The sequence below is a fragment of the Pseudomonas sp. DG56-2 genome, from assembly GCF_004803755.1.
GTDB lineage: Bacteria > Pseudomonadota > Gammaproteobacteria > Pseudomonadales > Pseudomonadaceae > Aquipseudomonas > Aquipseudomonas auratipiscis.
Window position 1 is genome coordinate 28139 of sequence record NZ_CP032311.1, and the last position, 21092, is coordinate 49230.

Genomic DNA, 21092 nt, shown 5'->3' on the forward strand with positions numbered 1-21092 from the left:
AGAGGAGATCAAGCTTGCTGGCGGTGCTGCTTTTCCAGTTTTTTCTTGATCCGGTCGCGTTTGAGCGTGGACAGGTAGTCGACGAACAACTTGCCGTTGAGGTGATCACATTCGTGCTGGATGCACACGGCCAGTAGACCTTCGGCAATCAGTTCGTACGGCTTGCCGTCGCGATCCAGCGCCTTGACCTTGACCCGCACCGGGCGATCGACGTTCTCGTAGAAACCCGGCACCGACAGACAGCCTTCCTGGTACTGGTCCATTTCGTCGGTCAGCATCTCGAGCTCGGGGTTGATGAACACCCGTGGCTCGCTGCGATCTTCACTCAGGTCCATGACCACGATGCGCTTGTGTACGTTGATCTGGGTTGCCGCCAGGCCGATGCCAGGGGCTTCGTACATGGTTTCAAACATGTCATCGATCAACTGGCGAACGCCGTCATCGACTTCGGTCACCGGTTTGGCGATGGTGCGAAGGCGCGGGTCCGGGAATTCGAGGATGTTCAGAATGGCCATAAGCGTATGAGCTGCACTGTGCGATGAATTACAAACATGAACACACATAATAAAGGGATTCGGCGCATTCGGCACCTGCAAAGGTCAGCTAAGGTTTCACACAGCTTGAAGCCTTTCCTCGGCAAGCACGCAGTGACGCCGCTCAGGAGAATCCTTCAACCGGTTGTCAAAGTATTATCAACAGAGTTATCCACAGCTTTTCCTCAGTGTAATTCAACGCCGTCGATCAAGGATGATCGTTATGCCACTGTCCGCTGGCCGGGAGCTTTCCCCAGCCGAACTTGAGGCGCGCTTGCGTCTGCATCGCTTGCCTGCGCTTGGTCCGCAACGCTTTCATTCACTCCTGCAAGCCTTCGGCAGCGCATCTGCAGCACTCAGTGCGCCGGCCGCTGCCTGGCGCTCATTAGGGCTTCCTGCTGCCAGCGCCGAAGCTCGGCGCAGTGAAGAAGTGCGCGACGGTGCTGCTGCTGCATTGTCCTGGCTAGAGGGCCGCGACCGGCATTTGCTGATGTGGGACGATCCCGCCTACCCGGCTCTATTGGCCGAGGTGGACAGCGCCCCACCCCTGCTTTTCGTGGCCGGCAATCCCGCGCTGCTGGAAAAACCACAGTTGGCGATCATCGGCAGTCGCCGGGCATCTCGTCCGGCTCTGGACACGGCTACGGCGTTTTCCCGTCACCTTGCCCAAGGAGGATTCGTGATCACCAGCGGCCTGGCGCTTGGCGTCGATGGCGCCGCTCATCAGGGTGCCCTGGATGTCGGAGGCCAAACGATCGGGGTGTTGGGCACCGGCCTGCAGAAATTTTATCCACAGCAACATCGAGCGCTGGCCGCAGCGATGATCGAGCAAGGAAGCGCTGTAGTTTCCGAATTTTCGCTCGATACAGGACCGGTGGCGAGCAACTTTCCCCGGCGCAATCGGATCATTAGCGGCCTATCCCTGGGCGTGCTCGTTGTCGAGGCGAGTCTGGCCAGCGGCTCGTTGATCACTGCGCGTCTGGCAGCGGAGCAAGGTCGCGAGGTCTACGCCATTCCCGGGTCGATTCATCATCCTGGCTCCAAAGGCTGTCACCAGCTGATTCGCGACGGAGCGCTGTTGGTTGAAAGCGTGGATCAAATCATGCAAACCCTGCAAGGCTGGCAGCAGTTGCCACCGGTAACCTGCAGCAAAGACAGTGGTAAGCGACATGTCCTTGAGGCATTGCTGTTGGCTGCGCCGCAAACCAGTGAAGCCTTGGCCAGCAACAGCGGTTGGCCGTTGCCCAGAGTGTTGGCGGCGTTGACCGAGCTTGAAGTAAACGGACGGGTTTGCAATGAAGCTGGGCGTTGGTTTGCCCGGTCTGCCTAAGTACACTGCGAGTCAGCCTTAATGCGGAGTGATAGCAATGGTGAGCAGTTGGCGTGTGCAACAAGCCGCGCGTGAGATTCGGGCCGGTGCGGTGATTGCCTACCCAACCGAGGCAGTGTGGGGCCTGGGCTGTGATCCGTGGAACGAGGAAGCGGTCGATCGCTTGCTGGCGATCAAATCGCGCTCGGTCGATAAAGGGGTGATTCTGGTCGCTGACAATATTCGTCAGTTCGACTTTTTGTTCGAAGATTTTCCCGAGATCTGGCTTGACCGTATGGGCAGTACCTGGCCTGGTCCCAACACCTGGCTGGTGCCACACCAGAACATGTTGCCGCAGTGGATTACCGGCGTGCATGACACCGTGGCCTTGCGGGTTAGCGATCATCCGGTTGTGCGTGAGCTGTGTTCGCTGGTCGGGCCTTTGGTCTCGACCTCGGCCAACCCTCAGGGCCGTCCTGCGGCTAAGTCAAGGTTGCGTGTGGAGCAATACTTCCGAGGGCAACTGGACCTGGTGTTGGGCGGCGCATTGGGTGGCCGGCGCAATCCGAGCGTGATCCGGGATCTGGTGACCGGCGATCTGGTCCGGGCGGGATAAATCATCACGGGGCAAGCTTATTCCCACAGTCTGGCTGTAGGCGTAGGTTTGCCCCGCGAAGAGTTACGGCAGCAGCACCGTAGACCCCACTGTGCGCCGCGCCGACAGTTCGGTCTGGGCCTTGGCTGCTTCGCTCAGCGCATAGCGCTGCTGAATATCCACCGTCAGCTTGCCGCTGGCGATCATTGCGAACAGGTCATCGGCCATCGCTTGGGTGTTTTCGGCATTGTTGGCATAGCTTGCCAAGGTCGGCCGGGTGACATACAGCGAACCCTTTTGCGCCAGGATACCCAGGTTGACCCCACTGACAGCGCCTGAGGCATTACCGAAGCTGACCATCAGTCCGCGCGGCGCCAGGCAGTCCAACGAGGTCAGCCAGGTATCTTGGCCAACACCGTCATAAACCACCGGACACTTCTTGCCATCGGTCAGTTCCAGCACCCGTTGCGCTACATCTTCGCGGCTGTAATCGATGGTTGCCCAGGCTCCCAGTGCTTTTGCGCGCTCGGCCTTCTGCGCGGAGCTGACCGTGCCGATCAATTTGGCGCCCAGGGCCTTGGCCCATTGGCAAGCCAGTGAGCCGACGCCCCCCGCAGCGGCGTGGAACAGAAGGATGTCGCCAGGCTGCACGGCATAGGTCTGCTTGAGCAGGTATTGCACGGTCAGGCCTTTGAGCATGACGGCCGCGGCCTGCTCGAAGCTGATGTTGTCCGGCAGCTTGACCAGATTGGCTTCAGGCAGCACATGTATCTCGCTGTAGGCGCCCAGCGGCCCTCCGGCGTAAGCCACCCGGTCGCCGACTTTGAGCCGGGTGACCTGTTCACCAATGGCCTCGACTACCCCGGCGCCTTCTGTACCCAAGCCTGAGGGCAAGGCCGGTGGTGCGTACAAGCCACTGCGAAAATAGGTGTCGATAAAATTCAGGCCAACGGCCTGGTTGCGCACGCGAACCTGCTGTGGACCGGGGGTGGCAGGTTCGAAGTCGACTAGTTCCAGGACCTCCGGGCCCCCATGCTGGCTGAACTGGATACGCTTGGCCATCTGCACTCTCCTGTCGAGTCTGGAAAACCCCTATCGGACGCCTTTGCATGACCGCCGTCAACTGCGGCCACCCTGTCGCCGGTGGTATGCTACGCGCCGAATTTGCTCATGCCCGCTTCCAGGTGACCTGATGACTAGCCGCACCGAGGCCGTGAAAGCCTACCTGCTCGACTTGCAAGACCGTATTTGTGCCGCCCTCGAAACCGAGGACGGTGGCGCCCGCTTTGTCGAAGACGCCTGGACGCGCGAAGCAGGTGGCGGTGGACGAACCCGTGTAATAGGTGACGGAACGGTTATTGAAAAAGGCGGGGTCAATTTCTCCCACGTCTTTGGTAGCGGTTTGCCGCCTTCGGCCAGTGCCCACCGACCAGAATTGGCCGGTCGGGGGTTTGAAGCACTGGGCGTGTCGTTGGTTATCCACCCGCACAATCCGCATGTGCCAACCTCTCACGCCAACGTGCGTTTCTTCATCGCCGAAAAGGAAGGTGAAGAAGCAGTCTGGTGGTTTGGTGGTGGCTTCGATCTGACCCCTTATTACGCCAACGAAGAAGACTGCCTGCACTGGCATCAGGTGGCCGAGCGCGCCTGTGCGCCCTTTGGTGCTGATGTCTACCCGCGTTACAAGGCGTGGTGCGACCGTTACTTCCACCTCAAGCATCGCGGCGAGCCTCGTGGTATTGGCGGCCTGTTCTTTGACGACCTGAACGAATGGGACTTCGATACCTGTTTCGCTTTCATGCGCGCGATTGGCGATGCCTACGTAGAGGCCTACCTGCCGATCATCCAGCGTCGCAAGGCTATGGCCTATACCGCTGAGCAACGTCAGTTCCAGGAGTTTCGCCGCGGTCGCTACGTTGAATTCAACCTGGTTTACGACCGAGGCACGCTGTTTGGCCTGCAATCGGGTGGTCGCACCGAATCAATCCTGATGTCACTGCCACCCCAAGTGCGTTGGGGGTACGATTGGAAACCTGCGCCAGGCAGTGAAGAAGCTCGCCTGACCGAGTATTTCCTGCAGGACCGCGACTGGATTGGTGAGGCTCGATCCAAGCGCTGAGACCCTGTGGATAACTTTGCCGGCAGCTCCGGCCCCCAATCAGGAAGCGCGTGAATGGACCAGTACGTTGTATTCGGTAACCCGATAGGCCACAGCAAGTCGCCGCTGATTCACCGCCTGTTTGCCGACCAGACTGGCCAGCAGCTGGAGTACAGCACCTTGCTGGCACCTCTGGACGATTTCAGCATGTGCGCTCAGGGTTTCTTTAAACAGGGGCTGGGGGCCAACGTCACGGTTCCATTCAAGGAAGAGGCTTATCGCCTGGTCGATAGCCTTACGCCACGAGCACGGCGCGCTGGCGCTGTGAACACCTTGAGCAAACTGGCCGATGGCACCCTGCAGGGTGACAACACCGATGGCGCCGGCCTGGTTCGTGACCTGACCGTCAATGCTGGCGTGCAGCTAACCGGCAAGCGCATCCTCCTGCTTGGTGCTGGCGGTGCCGTGCGCGGTGTATTGGAACCATTGCTGGCGCATAACCCGGCTTCTCTGGTTATCGCCAACCGCACCGTGGAAAAGGCCGAACAACTGGCCCGTGAATTCGCTGACTTGGGGCCGGTGGCCGCCAGTGGTTTCAGTTGGCTGCAAGAGCCGGTGGACCTGATCATCAATGCTACCTCCGCCAGCCTTGCGGGCGAGTTGCCACCCATTTCCGCGAGTCTGATCGAGCCGGGCCGAACGGTTTGCTACGACATGATGTACGGCAAAGAGCCAACGCCGTTTTGCCGCTGGGCAAGCGAACACAAGGCCGCCAAGGTATTGGACGGGTTGGGTATGCTTGCCGAGCAGGCTGGCGAAGCCTTCTTCATCTGGCGCGGCGTGCGTCCGGATACGGCTCCTGTACTGGACGAACTGCGTCGTCAACTGGCTCGCGGTTGACGCACGAGTCTCGGGGGGAAATCCGTTCCCTCCAGTGCGCGTGACTCGCCCGAAGATTGCCCTGCGATAGTTTCACTCCTTGAAGCGGATTGGGCACAGCGCTGCCCTTTCCAACTTGTGTAATTCCTCGATCATCTATTGATGCGCTCGATACAGCGTCTGGCTGCCGCCTGCCTGACGCAGGCGGTATTTGAGGTGTTAGTAGATTCAATTACAATAAGTTCTATGGTTCCAGAAGAGAACTCTGAAAGACAAAGTAAGTGATATCATGGAGAGGTGACGATGGTTACCATATATCGCGAAGTCTTGGGATGTAAAACTTCAAGCCAGAAGCGGTAATTATCACATACAAAATTCCGTATACAGTCCAATATGGTGTTTCCTCTAATGGGAAAAATACTGTTACGCACCACATAATAACCAATGTGTAGAACATTGAGCAGGCGGTTATAGTCAGTCCCATACTTATTAAATATCTAACTGTGTACATTTCTGCAGAGCTCTCGGGCGTAAGCCATAATGCAAGCTGGCCAACCATGCGAGTGAGCGTCCAAGCTGTTTGGCATGGCGAGGGTTACCATATATTGCGTAGCCGGGGGATGTAAAATTTCAAGCTGGCAACGGTGATGATAACAAACAAGATGCCGCTTATAATCCAGTAAGACGTCTCTTCCAATGGGAGGAATTTTGTTACTACCAGCATAATAAGCATTGTGTAAAACATGGAGCAGGCGATAAGAGTTAGTCCCAAGCTTACTAAATAGCGTAACGTGTACATTCCCTATGCCATCTCCTATCTATAAGCTCACTATTTAATATAGCCGGCATTGCTGAGGTAATTGCAGCCCCTGAAACAAGAGTTCGCGATTTACAACCAGAGGAGTCTAGAGTTTCGCACAAAGACATTCGCCGAGTATCCGAAATGCCCATTTCAGGAAAAATCGGACATGCCCCGTCGCAATTTCACTCAGCGAACTGAATGGGACAATTTGCTGCCCCTTCCAGCTTGTGCAACTCCTCGATTACCTGTGGGCGGGCTCGATGTAGCGTCAGGCTGCCACCTGCCCGGCGCAGTCGGTGGGCTTCACGGTGCAGCATGTCGACGCCCGAATAGTCGATAAAGTTTATCTGTCGGGCATCGATCACCACGTCGGGGCCCTGGCAGCGCTGCAGGCGTACTTGCAGATAGTGGCTGGCGCCAAAGAAGATCGACCCGCCGACCCGCAGCACGTCGGCGTTACCTTCGCGCGACTGCTGGACCCGTGGTCGCGAGGTACGTTTGAGGTAGAAGAACAGCGAGGCTAGTACCCCTGCGTAAATGGCAGTCTGCAGTTCCAGTAACAAGGTTGCGGCGGCGGTCAGGGCCATGACTAGAAACTCCGCACGACTCACCCGGAACAGCGCCCGCATGGCTCGATGATCAACTAGCCCCCAGCAGATCAGAAGAATGCTGCCCGCCATGGCCGGAATCGGAATGTGCGCAATCAACCCGGCGCCGGCTACGGCGAACAAGGCTACCCACAAAGCTGAGAACACCCCGGCCAGTGGCGACCGGGCGCCAGCCTCGTAGCTCAGCCCGGACCGGGTGAAGGAGCCTGATGACAGATAACCGGAGAAAAAGCTGCCCACCATATTCGACAAACCTTGGGCGCGGACTTCCTGATTGGCGTCGATCATTTGTTCCGAACGCGACGACAATGAGCGTGCGATTGACAGGCTGGTGACCAGCCCGAGCATACCCACGGCTACTGCGCTAGGCAGTAGACGCAGGATCAACTCAAGGTCCAGTAGCGGTAGAGGGCTCAATGGCGGTAGTTGGCCGATGAAACCGGGCACCAATTGCACCCGGCCAAACACAGCAGGCAATAGCCAAGCCAGCAGACTGGCAATGCTCAACGTGATCAACAGGCCGGGCCAACGCGGTCGCAGGAGCTTGAGGGCAATGCCGAGTGCCAGCGTACCAAGTCCCAGAACCAGCGAAGGCCAGTCAACGTCACCTGCGTGTTCCACCAGGCTCTCAACGGTTTTCAGGGCTGTCGCCTGGCTGGGTAGGTCCATTCCCATCAGGTTTGGCAATTGACCCAGTGCGATGACTACTGCAGCACCGAGGGTGAACCCCAGCACCACTGAGTGAGAGACGAAATTTACCAGGGCGCCAAAGCGCAGCAGTCCCAGTAACCACTGGAACACGCCGGCCATAAACGTCAGCAACAGGATGAGGGTGATGTAATCGTCGCTTCCACTGACAGCCAAAGGGCTGATACTGGTGTAGAGCACGATGGAAATGGCGGCTGTCGGCCCACAGATCAGATGCCAGGATGACCCCCAAAGGCAGGCAATCAGCACCGGGACTATCGCTGCGTAAAGGCCATATTCCGCGGGCAGGCCGGCGATCAGGGCATAGGCGATCGATTGCGGCAGAGCCAATATCGCGCCGCTCAGGCCTACCAGCAGATCACGGCGCACACTCCCCCGCGTCTGCCGGGGTAGCCAGCTGAGAAATGGCAGTAGGGAGTGGCGATCAGGCCAGGGCATGAACAAGCTCTATCGCAAACAATGGCTGTTCAGGGTGCGATGGAATGACGTGTGCGCGCAAGTTAAAGCGGGCTCATCAACCTCATTAACGTTAAATCAGAATACAAAGTTCAGATGCTCGCCCTGATGCAGATTCAGCTCCAGGGTATCGACCATGGCAGCGGCAATCCTGGCCAACTGCTGCAACGGCTCGGCGAGGCCTGGTTCCAGCGTGCCTTGCGTCTTGCGAAAGTGTTCAATGCTCAGCCCGGCGATCTCTTGCGGGGCGTTGACCAGCGTCCATTGCAGGTGGCTGCGTTGTAACAGGTCGACGATCTGTTCGGCGCAGGTTCGCTGCTGTTCACTGTGCCCCTCACTGTGATCGAGTACGCTGAAATCGCCGACTAGGAGCAAGCGTCGTATAGTCGTGCGGGAGAGGCTGGCGATCAGTGCCTGGCTCATGCGAAGCTGCGTGGCAAAGTCATCGGGGGCCAATGCTGGCAACAGGCAGACCACTGCCGAACCACCGGCGACGCTTTGCTCCGCTTGGTCAGTGGTATTCAGGCCTCCGATTTTGAAGTGCAGTCCGGGTCGTGGTGCGCGAGCGTTCAGTTCATCGACCACCGCGATGACTTCGTGCTGGCGCTTGAGCAGCTCGGCTATCAAGGCGCTGCCCAGGCTGCTCAGACCGCCTAGGATGACCAGTTTGAATACTGGGGTTTCGGCATTTTTCACCAGATCATTCCTTTCGTTGCGAATGATCATTGGACCCTGAGTCTCGCGCCAGGGTTCGCATAAATTCAGGAGCATGTGTGCAAAGGATCAAGGGTTATCACGCCCATATCTATTACGACGCCAGCACAATGGAGCAGGCTCGGCAGCTATGTGAAGAAGCGTCCCGGCTGTTCGGCGTGAGTATGGGGCGCATGCATCAGAAGCCCGTAGGACCGCATCCGGACTGGAGTTGCCAACTGGCGTTCGGACCGGAAGTGGTGGGGGTGGTGTTGCCTTGGCTGGCGCTGTATCGGAAGGGGCTGGTGGTGTTTCTGCACCCGTTGACGGGGGATGACTTGGCGGATCACCGTGATCATGCGATCTGGATGGGGGCGGTGCGGCCCTTGGATCTGTCTATTTTTGCGTAGAGACTGCGGTAGCTTCGCGGGGCCAGCCCGCACCCATAGGCAGCAACCTGTGGGTGCGGGCTGGCCCCGCGTTTAGATCGCTACGCAATCACGCCTTGCGCGCACCCCGCACACCCTGGGCCAGCGCTGAGCACAGCTCAAGCACATCACCCACGGCCTGCTCGGCATTCGCTGCCTTGGCAATTTTGTCGACCAGCGCCGACCCCACCACCACGCCATCTGAAAGCTTGGCAATGGCCGCCGCCTGCTCGGGGGTACGGATACCAAAGCCGACGCTGATGGGCAGATCGGTATGCCGGCGAAGTCGCGCGATCGCATCGCTGACCTGTTCGCTGGTGGCCGAGCCGGCACCCGTAACACCTGCCACTGAGACGTAGTAGACGAAGCCGGAACTGCGCTCCAGTACGCGTGGTAGGCGCGCGTCATCGGTAGTTGGGGTGGTCAGGCGGATAAAGTCGATGCCGGCAGCCTGCGCCGGGGTTGCCAGTTCGGCGTCATGCTCAGGCGGCAGGTCGACAATGATCAGGCCGTCGACACCTGCGTCCTTGGCCTGGGCCACGAACGCTTCTACGCCGAAGCGGTGAATCGGGTTGTAGTAGCCCATCAGCACAATCGGCGTGGTCTGATTATCGACCCGGAACTCGCGAACCATCTGCAAGGTTTTCGCCAGGGTCTGGCCAGCATCCAGGGCACGCAGGGTTGCCAGTTGGATGGAGACGCCGTCGGCCATTGGATCGGTGAATGGCATGCCCAGTTCGATCACATCGGCGCCGGCAGCTGGCAGGCCTTTGAGAATTGCCAGGGAGGCGTCGTAGCCAGGGTCGCCCGCAGTGATGAAGGTGACCAGTGCAGCACGGCCCTCGTTTTTCAGTTCGGCGAAGCGTTGTTCTATACGGCTCATGCCTGTTTCTCCTGGGCAGCCATATGGCTCATCACGGTTTGCATATCTTTGTCACCACGCCCGGACAGGCAAACTACCATCAGGTGATCCTTGGGCAGGGTCGGGGCGCGTTTGATTGCTTCGGCCAGGGCGTGGGAGGTTTCCAGCGCTGGAATAATGCCTTCCAGGCGGCAGGTGGTATGGAACGCGGCCAAGGCTTCTTCGTCGTTGATGCTGACGTACTCGACTCGTTTCACTTCGTGCAGATAAGCGTGCTCCGGGCCGATCCCCGGGTAGTCCAGGCCTGCGGAAATCGAGTGGGCATCGGTGATCTGTCCGTCGGCGTCCTGCAGCAGGTAAGTACGGTTACCGTGCAGTACGCCTGGAATGCCACCGGTGAGGCTGGCCGCATGCTTGTCGGTGTCTACGCCATGACCGCCGGCTTCAACACCGATGATTTGTACGCTGGCGTCGTCGAGAAAATCATGGAACAGGCCCATGGCGTTTGAGCCGCCGCCAACACAGGCGATCAAGCTATCGGGCAGGCGTCCTTCTTTGGCCTGCAACTGCTCACGGGTCTCCTTGCCAATGATCGACTGGAAGTCGCGGACCATTGCCGGATAAGGGTGTGGGCCGGCAACGGTACCGATCAGGTAGAAGGTGTCATCAACGTTGGTGACCCAGTCGCGCAGTGCCTCGTTCATGGCATCCTTGAGGGTGCCGGTACCGGAGGTCACAGGAACGATTTCCGCGCCCAGCAGCTTCATGCGAAAAACGTTGGCCTGTTGGCGCTCGATGTCGGTGGCGCCCATGTAGATCACGCAAGGCAAGCCAAATCGTGCGGCCACGGTCGCTGTAGCGACACCATGCATGCCAGCACCGGTTTCGGCGATCAGGCGCTTTTTGCCCATGCGCTTGGCCAGCAGAACTTGGCCGATGCAGTTGTTTACCTTGTGCGCGCCGGTATGGTTGAGTTCTTCGCGTTTGAAGAAGATCTTCGCGCCACCGCAGTGTTCGGTCAGGCGTTCGGCGAAGTACAGCGGGTTGGGACGACCGATGTAATCGCGCTGAAAGTACGCCAGCTGTTCCAGAAACTCGGGGTCGGCCTTGGCCGCTTCGTATTCGCGGGCAAGGTCGAGCACCAGCGGCATCAGCGTTTCAGCCACGTAGCGGCCACCGAAAGCGCCAAACAGGCCATTTGCATCGGGGCCGGCGCGGAAGTTGGTCTGGGTCATGTGTCGCTCCAGGGCGTAGTGGAAACTGGGAATGGCTTTACTGTACCCACGACATGCGCTGCTGAAAACCGATAAGATTGCTTCAACATGTCAGGAAAACTCACACGTTATGCGCCAGGATCTGCCTCCTCTCAATGCCCTCAGGGCATTTGAAGCCACTGCCCGGCTCAATAGCGTTAGTCTGGCGGCCGAACAACTGCACGTAACTCATGGCGCCGTAAGCCGGCAGATCAAAGTGCTGGAGGAGCACCTGGGCGTCAGTCTGTTCGTTAAAGATGGACGTGGCATTAAACTCACAGATGCGGGGCTGCGCTTACGGGACGCAAGTTTTGATGCTTTTGATCGCTTGCGCAGCGTCTGTGGCGAGCTGAGCCAACGTGGTACGGACGCTCCTTTTGTCCTCGGGTGCTCAGGGAGTTTGCTGGCTCGCTGGTTCATTCCGCGCCTGGGCCGACTCAAGGCTGATTTGCCGGAGTTGCGACTGCATTTGTCTGCCGGTGAAGGCGATCTTGATCCGCGTCGCCCGGGCCTGGATGCCTTGCTGGTTTTTGCAGAACCACCATGGCCTGCGGACATGCAGGTGCATGTGCTGGCGCAGGAGCGCATCGGCCCTGTGCTGAGTCCGCATTACGCAGGGTTTGCCCGCCTGCAGCAGGCGTCTGTCCAGGCGTTGCTCGATGAGCGATTGTTACAGACCACCTCAAGACCCCAGGCCTGGCCCAGTTGGGCGGAGCAACAGGGTATCAACCGCGACGCGTTGCAGTACGGGCAGGATTTCGAGCATTTGTATTATTTACTGGAGGCAGCGGTCGCCGGCCTGGGCGTTGCTATTGCGCCGCAACCGCTGGTAGCCGATGACTTGCGCGCCGGTCGTCTGGCGGCGCCCTGGGGCTTTTGCCAGACCCAGGCAGTCTTGGCATTGTGGATACCTCGACGCGCCGCGGACGGGCGCGCCGAGCAATTAGCCGGTTGGCTTCGAGCGGAGCTGGAACGCCAGGCTGATTAGTTGGAGCGTTTGCACATCAGGTAGGCCGCGAGCAGACCTAGAGCACCTAATGCCACGCCTGCTGTGGTCCACGGGTGCTCCTGGGCGTAATCGCGGGTGGCCAGTCCAGTTTCGCGGGTCTTGGTTTTCACTTCTTCGTAGGTATCGCTGAGCAGGCTGCGCGAATGGCGGAGGGCACTCTCGGCATTGCCTTTGAGCGTCTTGAGGGTTTTGCGGGACTCATCCGAGGCGTCGTCCTTGAGACTTTCCAGTGCCTTGAGCAGGTTTTCTATCTCCGCTTCCATGCTTTGCAGCGACGCTTTACGCAGCGAGTGGTTGGCCATGGTGACTCTCCTTTCAGGTGTGAGTGAGCTGTTTGCTTCCGACTTCGTCAGCTCAAGAAAGTGCAGTCCGACTTTCCTCCGTTTCTGTGCCTTTCGGGTAAAACAGCCGGTCGCTGCTAGGCTCAAAGCTCACATTCGAAAAGGAGACTGATTATGTCGGATCATCACACTTACAAGAAAATTGAACTTGTCGGCTCATCGCCCACCAGCATAGAAGACGCGATCAATAATGCCTTGGCTGAAGCGGGCAAAAGCATCAAGCATCTTGAGTGGTTCGAAGTGGTCGACACCCGCGGTCATATCAAGGACAACAAGGCAGCGCACTTTCAGGTCACGCTGAAAGTCGGATTCCGTATCGTCAATAGCTGAAATCGTGGCACTGGCTTGTACGGGTCAATTGAGTTACACAGTCTAGAGGCGCCTGGACGGGTTCCGGCGCCATCCTCCACTTTGATCTGAACAAGGAAAGCGATCGATGAAGAAGTTGGTAGTGGCCGCAGGTTTGATGATGCTGGCAGGCACCGCCCTTGCAGCGGGCAAGCCGTGCGAAGAACTGAAGAGCGAAATAGCCGCCAAAATTGACGCAAAAGGTGTCAGCGGCTATTCGCTTGAGATAGTCGACAAGGGTGCAGCGTCTGACGGCAAGGTCGTAGGGACCTGCGAAGGTGGCACCAAGGAAATCGTTTACAAGCGTGGTTGATAGGCAGCCATTGAGCCTGCCAAGACTTCATCGCTGGCAACGCCAGCTCCCGCAGATTCGCTGTTACCGCAATCTTTGCAGGAGCCAGCCTTGCTGGCGATGAGGCAATCAGCTACCGCTCATGACCTGTGCCAATAGCTCATAGGACCGAATACGGTCGGTATGTTCATACAGGTCACAGGTGAAAATCAGTTCGTCTGCCTGAGTCTGTTCCAGCAGAACATCGAGCTTGGCCCGAATCTTCTCCGGCCCGCCCACCATCGCCAATCCCAGGAAATCCCCCACCGCCTCTCGTTCGTGGGGCAACCACAGGCCATCCATGCTTTCTACAGGTGGTCGCTGGACCAGGCTTTGGCCCCGCATCAAGGCAAGAATTCGCTGATACACCGAAGTTGCCAGGTAGTTGGCTTGCTCATCGGTGTCGGCGGCTACCAGCGGCACACCGAGCATCACATAGGGCTTGTCGAGTACTGCTGATGGCGTGAAGTGGTTTCGATAGATGCGGATGGCTTCGTGCATGTAGCGCGGCGCGAAGTGTGAGGCAAAGGCATATGGCAGGCCGCGCATACCGGCCAGTTGCGCGCTGAACAGGCTGGACCCCAATAGCCAGATCGGCACTTCGGTGCCGTAACCAGGCACCGCGATGACCTTTTGCTCCGGTGTGCGCGGGCCTAGGTAACGCACCAATTCTTCGACGTCATCGGGAAAGTCGTCGGGGCTGCCGGAGCGTTCGCGACGCAGGGCTCGGGCGGTCATCTGGTCGGAACCCGGTGCACGTCCCAGTCCCAGATCTATTCGACCCGGATAGAGGCTTTCCAGGGTGCCGAATTGTTCGGCAATTACCAGCGGCGCATGGTTGGGCAGCATCACCCCGCCGGCACCGACGCGGATGGTCGAAGTGCCGCCGGCAAGGTAGCCAAGCAGTACCGAAGTCGCCGAGCTGGCAATGCCATCCATGTTGTGGTGCTCAGCGACCCAGAAGCGGTTGTAGCCGAATTTTTCCACATGTTGTGCCAGGTCCAGCGAGTTGCGCAGCGATTGCGCCGGGCTGCCGTCGGCACGAACCGGTACCAGGTCGAGGGTGGAGAATTTGATATCCGCAAGTCGCTTCATGGGCTGGTCAGCCTCCTGGGCAGTCATTTGTCCGGCATAAAACCGGAGCCTTCTCAACTCTGTATGGGCACATCCTGAGGATTCAAGGCTTGGGTGCAATCAAGCTGAACTTGCCCAGGCACCCACGCTCTGAATCTTAGGCTGCGCAAACTTGCGCCCTGCAGACACTCAGGAGGCAGTATGAAAAAGACAGCATCGGCCGTTTGGGAAGGTGGCCTGAAAGAAGGAAAAGGTCAGATTTCCACTGAAAGCGGTGCGCTTAAAGCAAACCCTTATGGGTTCAACACAAGGTTTGAAGGACAGCCAGGGACTAATCCGGAAGAGCTGATCGGCGCAGCCCATGCCGGCTGTTTTTCCATGGCGTTATCGATGCTGCTGGGTGAGGCGGGGTTCATCGCCGAGCGTATCGACACCACAGCTGAGGTGACCTTGGATAAACAACCTGACGGTTTTGCCATCACCGCCGTGCACTTGATTCTCAGGGCCAAGGTTCCTGGTGCCAGCGAGGAGCAATTCAAGGAGGTGGCGAACAAGGCGAAAGCCGGTTGCCCAGTGTCGAAAGTGCTCAATGCAACCATCAGTCTGGACGCCACCCTGGTGGGATAAGGTCGAACCGGGACGGGCTTCTTGTGGTCAAATGGGAGTCGGCAGGACCTCTGCCGCCACAAGGAGCTGTCCCATGATTCGTGTTGCAATAGCTGTGATGGCATCGCTGCTGACTACTTCTGTGCTTGCCGCCCCGAAAAACTGCGAGGAGCTCAAGGCTGAGATCGAAGCGAAGATTCAGGCAAACAACGTCAGCTCCTACACCCTTGAAATCGTCAAGAACGAAGAGGTTCACGACCAGAATATGGTGGTCGGCAGTTGCGAGGGCGGAACCAAAAAGATCATCTACCAGAAGAATGATCGTTAAGCGTCAGGGAATGCAAAAGATGTCGTTGGCTTCTTCTGCGACGATTTTGCGCTGTGCGTCGTAAAGATAGGCGCTGGGTCGCATTGCGGGAGCCCGGGCTTCCAGACGATAGCGCTGGCCGGCTTCGAAGTTGTCGTAACGCACTTTCAGATAACAGGTCCGGTCCACGGGATCGACCGAGAAACCTCCGGAATACACTTCAAAATCGAAGCGGACGGTCAGCTCGTGCTTGCCTGGCGTGACTTGGAAGAAGCGTCCGTCGTTAAGCCGCTCACCATCCAGACGGTCGGCCATCAGTATCTTGCCGGGTGTCATGGTGTACAGATCGACCCACGCCTGCTTGCTATCAACTGGAGGCAGGGGGCTGGCGCAGGCCCCCAGGGTACTGAGGGCAATCAGCATCATTGGCTGGCGCATGGCAAACTCCCGCTTGTAACCTACAAAGCATAAGCATAGCGCCATTCACACTGTCAGGTGCGCTGGCAGCCCGCCGGAGCTCCTTTGCTGAGCAGATTACGCTGGTCGTCGTAGAGCTTTGCCCACGGGCGAAAGCCTATGCTGCCCGCTTCAAGCTGGTAGCGTTGCCCGGCATTGAAATCCTTGAACTTGAGATTCAGTTGGCAATCGCGCCACAGCGGCTCGCTGACCGGGCCAATATTGCTGGGGGTCACCGGGAACAGGTAGCGCACCGTCAGTTCGTGGCTGCCGGGCGAGACTTCGAAATAACGGTTATCACTCCAAGTACGCTCGTCTACCTCTACGGCATGCAAGGTATCGTCCGAACTGGGCGCAAGGTCGATCCAGGCCTGGTTGGGATCGGGGGCAGGCAAGCCGGCACAGCCGGATAAAAGCAGAAGACCACTGAAGACAAGCAGTGTACGCATGGCAAAACTCCAGCCGGGCAGGATAGTCTTGAAGCTGATGAGCTCTTGAGCGGATAACGGGACACCAATGCTTCGACTATTTCTTTTATTGCGCTCAAGTCTTGGGGCACTCGACCATTTTTTTCGCTACTTGGTTCCCGTGCTGGCGCTCGGGCTGCTCAACGGTTGTTCCAGCATTGGCTATTACGGGCAGTTGGCCAGCGGGCAGTGGCAGCTGTTGCAGGCGCGCAAACCGGTCTCCGAGGTGCTCGCGCAGCCCGCCACCCCCCCGAAATTGCGTCAGCACCTGCTGCACGCCGAACAGGCCAGGACGTTCGCCAGCGCGCAGTTGAAACTGCCGGATAACCGCAGCTACCGGGTTTATGCGGACATTGGCCGCCCGTTTGTGGTGTGGAATGTGTTTGCTACGCCGGAGTTTTCCCTCGAACCCCAGACCCATTGCTTTCCCATTGCCGGGTGCGTCGCCTATCGCGGTTATTACACTCAAGGTGCTGCCCGCGGCGCAGCTGCGCTGCAAAAGCAGCAGGGGCTGGATGTGTATGTGGGGGGTGTGGAGGCCTACTCGACCCTGGGTTGGTTTGATGACCCGATCCTGAGCTCGATGCTGGGCTGGGGTGACGAGCGACTGGCCACGGTCATTTTCCATGAACTGGCACACCAGCGCGTGTATGTGCAGGACGACACGGCATTCAACGAATCATTTGCCACCTTTGTCGAACAGGAAGGTTCTCGCCAGTGGCGTGCTGCTCGCGGCCTGCCAGCGCAGACACTGGACGATGGTCAACAACGCGATCAGTTCATGGCTTTGGTTCTGGCCAGCCGTGAACGGTTGAAGGCGTTGTACGCAGCACCGCTGACTGAATCAGCCAAGCGTGCCGGAAAACAAGCCGAATTCGAGCGCTTGCGCCGAGAATACCGTACTTTGCGCGACAGCCAGTGGGGAGGTAAAGGCCGTTTTGACGCCTGGATCAATGCGCCAATGAACAACGCCAAGCTGTTGCCCTTTGGATTGTACGACCAATGGGTGCCAGCGTTCGCGGCGCTGTTTACCCAGGTAAATGGGGATTGGGAAGCTTTCTATCAGCGGGTTGAAAGCCTCGGGCGGCTGTCGCTCGAGCAGCGCCAGCAAGCCCTGAATAGAATCACGGAGCAAGCGCGCCCTCACCCCGCGGTAGTTGTCAGCCCCGGTTGGTGATGAACGCGCTGTGCAGCTCGGCCAAGGTCGCAAAGTGATAGGCCGGTTGTTCCGCTGTCAGCTCCTCATGACTGCCAAAGCCGTATCCGACTGCGACAGCTTCCAGTCCATTGCTGCGAGCGCCAATCAGGTCGTGCTTGCGGTCGCCGATCATCAAGGTTTGCGCCGGATCCAGCGATTCCTCGGCAAGCAGGTGAGCAATCAACTCGACCTTGTTGGTACGGGTGCCGTCCAGCTCACTGCCGTAGATCACTTTGAAGTGATGATCGAACTGGAAATGCCGGGCAATCTCACGGGCAAACTGCCAAGGCTTGGACGTGGCGATGTACAGCGTTCTGCCCTGCCCGTTCAAGGCTTCGAGGAGCGGCTGGACACCCTCGAACACCAGGTTTTCATACAATCCGGTCACCTTGAAGCGCTCGCGGTAGAAATTCACCGCTTGCCAGGCTTTGGCTTCGTCGAAGCCATAAAATTGCATGAATGCCTGTAGCAACGGAGGGCCGATGAAGTGCTCAAGACGCGCCAGGTCTGGTTCATCGATATCCAGCTTGGCCAGGGCGAACTGGATCGAACGCGTGATGCCCAGGCGCGGATCGGTCAGGGTGCCGTCGAGGTCGAAAAGAATATTCTGCTGATGCATAACTGTCTCGATAAGGGGCGTGGACGGACTCACTCAGGCAAGTGATAGCCTTCGGCCAAGTGCTGGTCTTTGAGTTTTACGTAGTTGCTGGCGCTGTAGGGGAAGAACGCGCGTTCCTTTTCAGTCAAGGCCCGGGCCTGTTTGACCGGGCTGCCAACATACAGGTAGCCGCTTTCCAGGCGTTTTCCCGGCGGGACCAGACTGCCGGCACCAATGATCACTTCGTCTTCGACGATTGCCCCGTCCATGATCGTACTGCCCATGCCGACCAGAATCCGGTTGCCGAGGGTGCAGCCATGCAGCATCACTTTATGACCGATGGTCACTTCGTCACCGATCAGCAATGGAAAGCCGTCGGGATTGAACGGGCCGGCATGGGTAATGTGCAACACGCTGCCGTCTTGCACGCTGGTGCGAGCGCCAATGCGGATTCGGTGCATATCGCCGCGGATCACTGTCAGTGGCCAGACGGAGCTGTCTGCACCGATCTCGACATCACCCAGCACCACGGCGCTGCGGTCCACGAAGGCACGCTCGGCCAAGCGCGGCGAATGGTTCTGGAAGGTGCGAATGGCCATGATAGGGGTTCTCTTTGGTGTTGATAGGGCTGCGGTCTGCGTCGATTGTAATTAAGATGGTCCGGTGTTTCTTCTGCCAAGGTGTTTAACCGTGAGTGCGAACAACCCGCTACTGCAGTCTTATGACTTGCCGCCCTTCTCGGCGATCCGTGCCGAGCATGTGCAGCCGGCGATTGAACAGATCCTGGCCGACAACCGTACAGCTATTGCCCAAATCCTCAAGACTCAAGGCCAGCAACCAAGCTGGGCCGGTCTGGTGCTGGCCATGGACGAACTCAATGATCGCCTGGGCGCCGCCTGGAGCCCGGTCAGTCACCTCAATGCCGTGTGCAACAGCGCCGAGCTGCGTGAAGCCTACGAGGCCTGCCTGCCAGCGCTCAGTGCGTATGCCACTGAACTTGGCCAGAACCGCGAGCTGTTCCAGGCCTACGAGGCGTTGATCGCCAGCCCGGAAGCGGCAAGCTTCGACGTTGCGCAAAAGACTATTCTTGAACATGCCCTGCGTGACTTCCGCCTGTCGGGTATCGACCTGCCAGCTGATCAGCAGCAACGGTATGCCCAGGTGCAAAGCAAACTCAGCGAGCTGGGCAGCCGGTTCTCCAACCAGTTGCTCGATGCCACCCAGGCCTGGACCAAGCATGTCACCGATGAGGCTGCGCTGGCCGGACTGACTGATTCGGCCAAGGCGCAGATGGCCGCTGCAGCCCAGGCCAAAGGGCTTGATGGCTGGCTGATCAGCCTGGAGTTCCCCAGCTACTACGCCGTGATGACTTACGGCGAAGATCGCGCGTTGCGCGAAGAAATTTACGCCGCCTACTGCACCCGCGCTTCTGATCAGGGTCCTAATGCCGGTCAGTTCGACAACGGTCCGGTGATGGGCGAAATTCTTGACCTGCGCCAGGAGTTAGCCGAACTGCTGGGCTATGCGAACTACGCTGAGCTGAGCCTGGCAACAAAAATGGCCGAGTCCAGCGACCAGGTGCTGACCTTCCTGCGTGACCTGGCCAAGCGCAGCAAGCCGTTTGCCATCCAGGATCTGGCTCAGCTCAAGGCTTACGCGGCCGAGCAAGGTTGTCCGGACCTGCAAAGCTGGGACAGCGGCTTTTACGGCGAAAAACTCCGTGAGCAGCGCTACAGCGTGTCTCAGGAAACCCTGCGTGCCTACTTCCCGATTGATAAGGTGTTGTCTGGTCTGTTCGCTATTGTCCAGCGTCTGTACGGTATCGAAATTGCCGAGCTCAAGGGCTTCGACACCTGGCATCCGGATGTGCGCCTGTTCGAAATTAAGGAGCATGGTCAGCACGTAGGCCGCTTCTTCTTCGACCTTTATGCCCGCGCCAACAAGCGTGGCGGCGCTTGGATGGACGGTGCCCGCGACCGTCGACGGAACGCGGAGGGCCAATTGCAGAGCCCGGTGGCAAACCTGGTATGTAACTTCACGCCTGCAGTACCTGGTAAACCTGCGCTGCTGACGCACGATGAAGTCACCACCTTGTTCCACGAGTTTGGGCATGGCTTGCACCACTTGCTGACTCGCATCGAGCATGCCGGTGTGTCGGGAATCAATGGTGTGGCCTGGGATGCCGTGGAACTGCCTAGCCAGTTCATGGAAAACTGGTGCTGGGAGCCTGAAGGTCTGGCGCTGATCTCCGCTCATTACGAAACCGGTGCAGCCCTTCCACAAGACCTGCTTGAGAAAATGCTGGCGGCGAAAAACTTCCAGTCCGGGCTGATGATGGTCCGTCAATTGGAGTTCTCGCTGTTCGACTTCGAACTGCACGCCAGCCACGGCGACGGCCGTAGTGTGCTGGAAGTGCTCGAGGGCATTCGCGACGAAGTCTCGGTCATGCGGCCACCTGCGTACAACCGCTTCCCCAACAGCTTTGCGCACATCTTTGCCGGGGGTTATGCCGCGGGCTACTACAGTTACAAGTGGGCTGAAGTGCTCTCGGCCGATGCGTTCTCGCGGTTTGAGGAAGAAGGCGTGCTAAACGCGCAAACGGGTCGTGCTTTTCGCGAGGCGATTCTGGCGCGTGGCGGCTCGCAGGAGCCGATGCTGCTGTTCGTCGACTTCCGTGGTCGTGAGCCATCAATCGATGCACTCTTGCGCCATTGTGGTTTGAGTGAGGATGTGGCGGCATGAGCGATGGGCCTGTGATAACGAAAAAACGCTTCATCGCCGGGGCAGTCTGCCCGGCATGCAGCGAGCCGGACAAACTGATGATGTGGAGCGAAGACAGCGTCCCGCATCGAGAGTGTGTGGCGTGTGGGTTCTGCGACACGCTCAACGAACAGGGGCTGTCGGTGCCCAAGGAGCTGGGCACTCGAGTCAACAAGATCGAGGTCAAACCAGCCGAGGCGAAGGTGCAGACTGTTCAGTTCTTCCCCAATCCCAAGCTGAAAAAGCCTGCGGAGTAAGGCTGTCACCCTACCCGGGGCGTCCTGCCCTGGGTGTCTTGTATTTTCCCGTGCAGTAGATAGTTACCGCTTGTCAGGCTGATGTGTCTTGCAAGCTCGGGTCACTGATAACCCGA

General features: G+C 58.5%; 25 protein-coding genes. 13 read left to right on the forward strand and 12 right to left on the reverse strand.

Annotated elements, in window-relative coordinates; translation table 11 throughout:
- Positions 1-8: 8 nt before the first annotated feature.
- Positions 9-515 carry a peptide deformylase gene (gene def / locus D3Z90_RS00120; protein ID WP_038605133.1) on the reverse strand — a complete coding sequence of 169 codons (507 nt, stop codon included), beginning with the start codon at positions 513-515 and terminating at the stop codon, positions 9-11.
- Positions 516-756: 241 nt separating this feature from the next.
- Here def and dprA point away from each other — a divergent pair, with 241 nt between their 5' ends.
- Together dprA and D3Z90_RS00130 are read left to right on the forward strand one after the other, a co-directional pair.
- Entirely contained in the window at positions 757-1863 is a 1107-nt protein-coding gene (gene dprA, locus D3Z90_RS00125) for a DNA-processing protein DprA (protein WP_136473845.1), read from the forward strand.
- 37 nt (positions 1864-1900) lie between these two features.
- The gene (locus D3Z90_RS00130; RefSeq protein ID WP_136473846.1) at positions 1901-2458 is read left to right on the forward strand and encodes an L-threonylcarbamoyladenylate synthase; all 558 of its coding nucleotides are present in this window, start codon (positions 1901-1903) and stop codon (positions 2456-2458) included.
- Between the two features lie 63 nt (positions 2459-2521).
- Here D3Z90_RS00130 and D3Z90_RS00135 read toward each other — a convergent pair whose 3' ends face one another.
- Positions 2522-3499, reverse strand: coding sequence for an NADPH:quinone reductase (locus D3Z90_RS00135; protein WP_136473847.1), 978 nt, complete (start codon positions 3497-3499; stop codon positions 2522-2524).
- Positions 3500-3629: 130 nt separating this feature from the next.
- On the opposite strand from D3Z90_RS00135, the gene hemF reads away from it, so the two are divergent.
- Together hemF and aroE are read left to right on the forward strand one after the other, a co-directional pair.
- Complete coding sequence (gene hemF / locus D3Z90_RS00140) at positions 3630-4556, forward strand: oxygen-dependent coproporphyrinogen oxidase (RefSeq protein WP_136473848.1); 927 nt, start codon at positions 3630-3632, stop codon at positions 4554-4556.
- 54 nt (positions 4557-4610) lie between these two features.
- Positions 4611-5435, forward strand: a complete 825-nt coding sequence (gene aroE / locus D3Z90_RS00145) for a shikimate dehydrogenase (protein WP_136473849.1) — start codon at positions 4611-4613, stop codon at positions 5433-5435.
- Positions 5436-6398: 963 nt separating this feature from the next.
- Here aroE and D3Z90_RS00150 read toward each other — a convergent pair.
- Together D3Z90_RS00150 and D3Z90_RS00155 are read right to left on the reverse strand one after the other, a co-directional pair.
- Positions 6399-7970 (reverse strand): SulP family inorganic anion transporter, encoded by a 1572-nt coding sequence (locus D3Z90_RS00150; protein WP_136473850.1) that lies wholly within the window; start codon positions 7968-7970, stop codon positions 6399-6401.
- A gap of 96 nt (positions 7971-8066) precedes the next feature.
- A complete protein-coding gene (locus D3Z90_RS00155; protein ID WP_136473851.1) occupies positions 8067-8684 on the reverse strand; it encodes an NAD(P)-dependent oxidoreductase in 618 nt (205 codons plus the stop codon).
- A 77-nt stretch (positions 8685-8761) separates the two neighbouring features.
- Here D3Z90_RS00155 and D3Z90_RS00160 point away from each other — a divergent pair, with 77 nt between their 5' ends.
- Positions 8762-9091 carry a DOPA 4,5-dioxygenase family protein gene (locus D3Z90_RS00160; protein WP_136473852.1) on the forward strand — a complete coding sequence of 110 codons (330 nt, stop codon included), beginning with the start codon at positions 8762-8764 and terminating at the stop codon, positions 9089-9091.
- Positions 9092-9179: 88 nt separating this feature from the next.
- Here D3Z90_RS00160 and trpA read toward each other — a convergent pair whose 3' ends face one another.
- A complete protein-coding gene (trpA, locus tag D3Z90_RS00165; protein ID WP_136473853.1) occupies positions 9180-9992 on the reverse strand; it encodes a tryptophan synthase subunit alpha in 813 nt (270 codons plus the stop codon).
- Positions 9989-11206 carry a tryptophan synthase subunit beta gene (gene trpB, locus D3Z90_RS00170; protein WP_136473854.1) on the reverse strand — a complete coding sequence of 406 codons (1218 nt, stop codon included), beginning with the start codon at positions 11204-11206 and terminating at the stop codon, positions 9989-9991. Before trpB ends, trpA begins: the two co-directional genes overlap by 4 nt.
- Positions 11207-11315: 109 nt before the next feature.
- Here trpB and D3Z90_RS00175 point away from each other — a divergent pair, with 109 nt between their 5' ends.
- Complete coding sequence (locus D3Z90_RS00175) at positions 11316-12212, forward strand: LysR family transcriptional regulator (RefSeq protein ID WP_168198420.1); 897 nt, start codon at positions 11316-11318, stop codon at positions 12210-12212.
- Here the strand turns inward: D3Z90_RS00175 and D3Z90_RS00180 are convergent.
- A complete protein-coding gene (locus tag D3Z90_RS00180) occupies positions 12209-12535 on the reverse strand; it encodes a YqjD family protein (protein WP_136473855.1) in 327 nt (108 codons plus the stop codon). The genes D3Z90_RS00175 and D3Z90_RS00180 overlap by 4 nt on opposite strands.
- A gap of 153 nt (positions 12536-12688) precedes the next feature.
- On the opposite strand from D3Z90_RS00180, the gene D3Z90_RS00185 reads away from it, so the two are divergent.
- Positions 12689-12904, forward strand: a complete 216-nt coding sequence (locus D3Z90_RS00185; protein WP_136473856.1) for a dodecin — start codon at positions 12689-12691, stop codon at positions 12902-12904.
- A 106-nt stretch (positions 12905-13010) separates the two neighbouring features.
- Positions 13011-13235 carry a DUF1161 domain-containing protein gene (locus tag D3Z90_RS00190; protein ID WP_136473857.1) on the forward strand — a complete coding sequence of 75 codons (225 nt, stop codon included), beginning with the start codon at positions 13011-13013 and terminating at the stop codon, positions 13233-13235.
- Between the two features lie 108 nt (positions 13236-13343).
- Here D3Z90_RS00190 and D3Z90_RS00195 read toward each other — a convergent pair whose 3' ends face one another.
- Positions 13344-14348, reverse strand: a complete 1005-nt coding sequence (locus tag D3Z90_RS00195) for an LLM class flavin-dependent oxidoreductase (protein WP_136473858.1) — start codon at positions 14346-14348, stop codon at positions 13344-13346.
- A gap of 180 nt (positions 14349-14528) precedes the next feature.
- Here D3Z90_RS00195 and D3Z90_RS00200 point away from each other — a divergent pair, with 180 nt between their 5' ends.
- Both D3Z90_RS00200 and D3Z90_RS00205 read left to right on the forward strand, forming a co-directional pair.
- Complete coding sequence (locus D3Z90_RS00200; RefSeq protein ID WP_136473859.1) at positions 14529-14954, forward strand: OsmC family protein; 426 nt, start codon at positions 14529-14531, stop codon at positions 14952-14954.
- A 73-nt stretch (positions 14955-15027) separates the two neighbouring features.
- Positions 15028-15261: a DUF1161 domain-containing protein gene (locus D3Z90_RS00205; RefSeq protein WP_136473860.1), complete on the forward strand. Its 234-nt coding sequence runs from the start codon at positions 15028-15030 to the stop codon at positions 15259-15261.
- A gap of 3 nt (positions 15262-15264) precedes the next feature.
- On the opposite strand, the gene D3Z90_RS00210 is transcribed toward D3Z90_RS00205, so the two are convergent.
- Both D3Z90_RS00210 and D3Z90_RS00215 read right to left on the reverse strand, forming a co-directional pair.
- Entirely contained in the window at positions 15265-15678 is a 414-nt protein-coding gene (locus tag D3Z90_RS00210; protein WP_136473861.1) for a hypothetical protein, read from the reverse strand.
- Positions 15679-15731: 53 nt separating this feature from the next.
- Entirely contained in the window at positions 15732-16145 is a 414-nt protein-coding gene (locus tag D3Z90_RS00215; protein ID WP_136473862.1) for a hypothetical protein, read from the reverse strand.
- 67 nt (positions 16146-16212) lie between these two features.
- Between D3Z90_RS00215 and D3Z90_RS00220 the strand changes: the two genes are divergently transcribed.
- Positions 16213-17340, forward strand: coding sequence for an aminopeptidase (locus tag D3Z90_RS00220; protein ID WP_136473863.1), 1128 nt, complete (start codon positions 16213-16215; stop codon positions 17338-17340).
- On the opposite strand, the gene D3Z90_RS00225 is transcribed toward D3Z90_RS00220, so the two are convergent.
- Together D3Z90_RS00225 and D3Z90_RS00230 are read right to left on the reverse strand one after the other, a co-directional pair.
- Positions 17324-17980 (reverse strand): HAD family hydrolase, encoded by a 657-nt coding sequence (locus tag D3Z90_RS00225; RefSeq protein WP_136473864.1) that lies wholly within the window; start codon positions 17978-17980, stop codon positions 17324-17326. The two genes, D3Z90_RS00220 and D3Z90_RS00225, sit on opposite strands and share 17 nt — an antisense overlap.
- 29 nt (positions 17981-18009) lie before the next feature.
- Entirely contained in the window at positions 18010-18558 is a 549-nt protein-coding gene (locus D3Z90_RS00230) for a gamma carbonic anhydrase family protein (RefSeq protein ID WP_136473865.1), read from the reverse strand.
- A 91-nt stretch (positions 18559-18649) separates the two neighbouring features.
- Here D3Z90_RS00230 and prlC point away from each other — a divergent pair, with 91 nt between their 5' ends.
- Together prlC and D3Z90_RS00240 are read left to right on the forward strand one after the other, a co-directional pair.
- On the forward strand, positions 18650-20701 hold the full coding sequence (gene prlC / locus D3Z90_RS00235; RefSeq protein WP_136473866.1) for an oligopeptidase A: 2052 nt from the start codon (positions 18650-18652) through the stop codon (positions 20699-20701).
- A complete protein-coding gene (locus D3Z90_RS00240) occupies positions 20698-20976 on the forward strand; it encodes a YheV family putative zinc ribbon protein (RefSeq protein WP_136473867.1) in 279 nt (92 codons plus the stop codon). The genes prlC and D3Z90_RS00240 overlap by 4 nt, the downstream gene beginning before the upstream one ends.
- Positions 20977-21092: the final 116 nt, after the last annotated feature.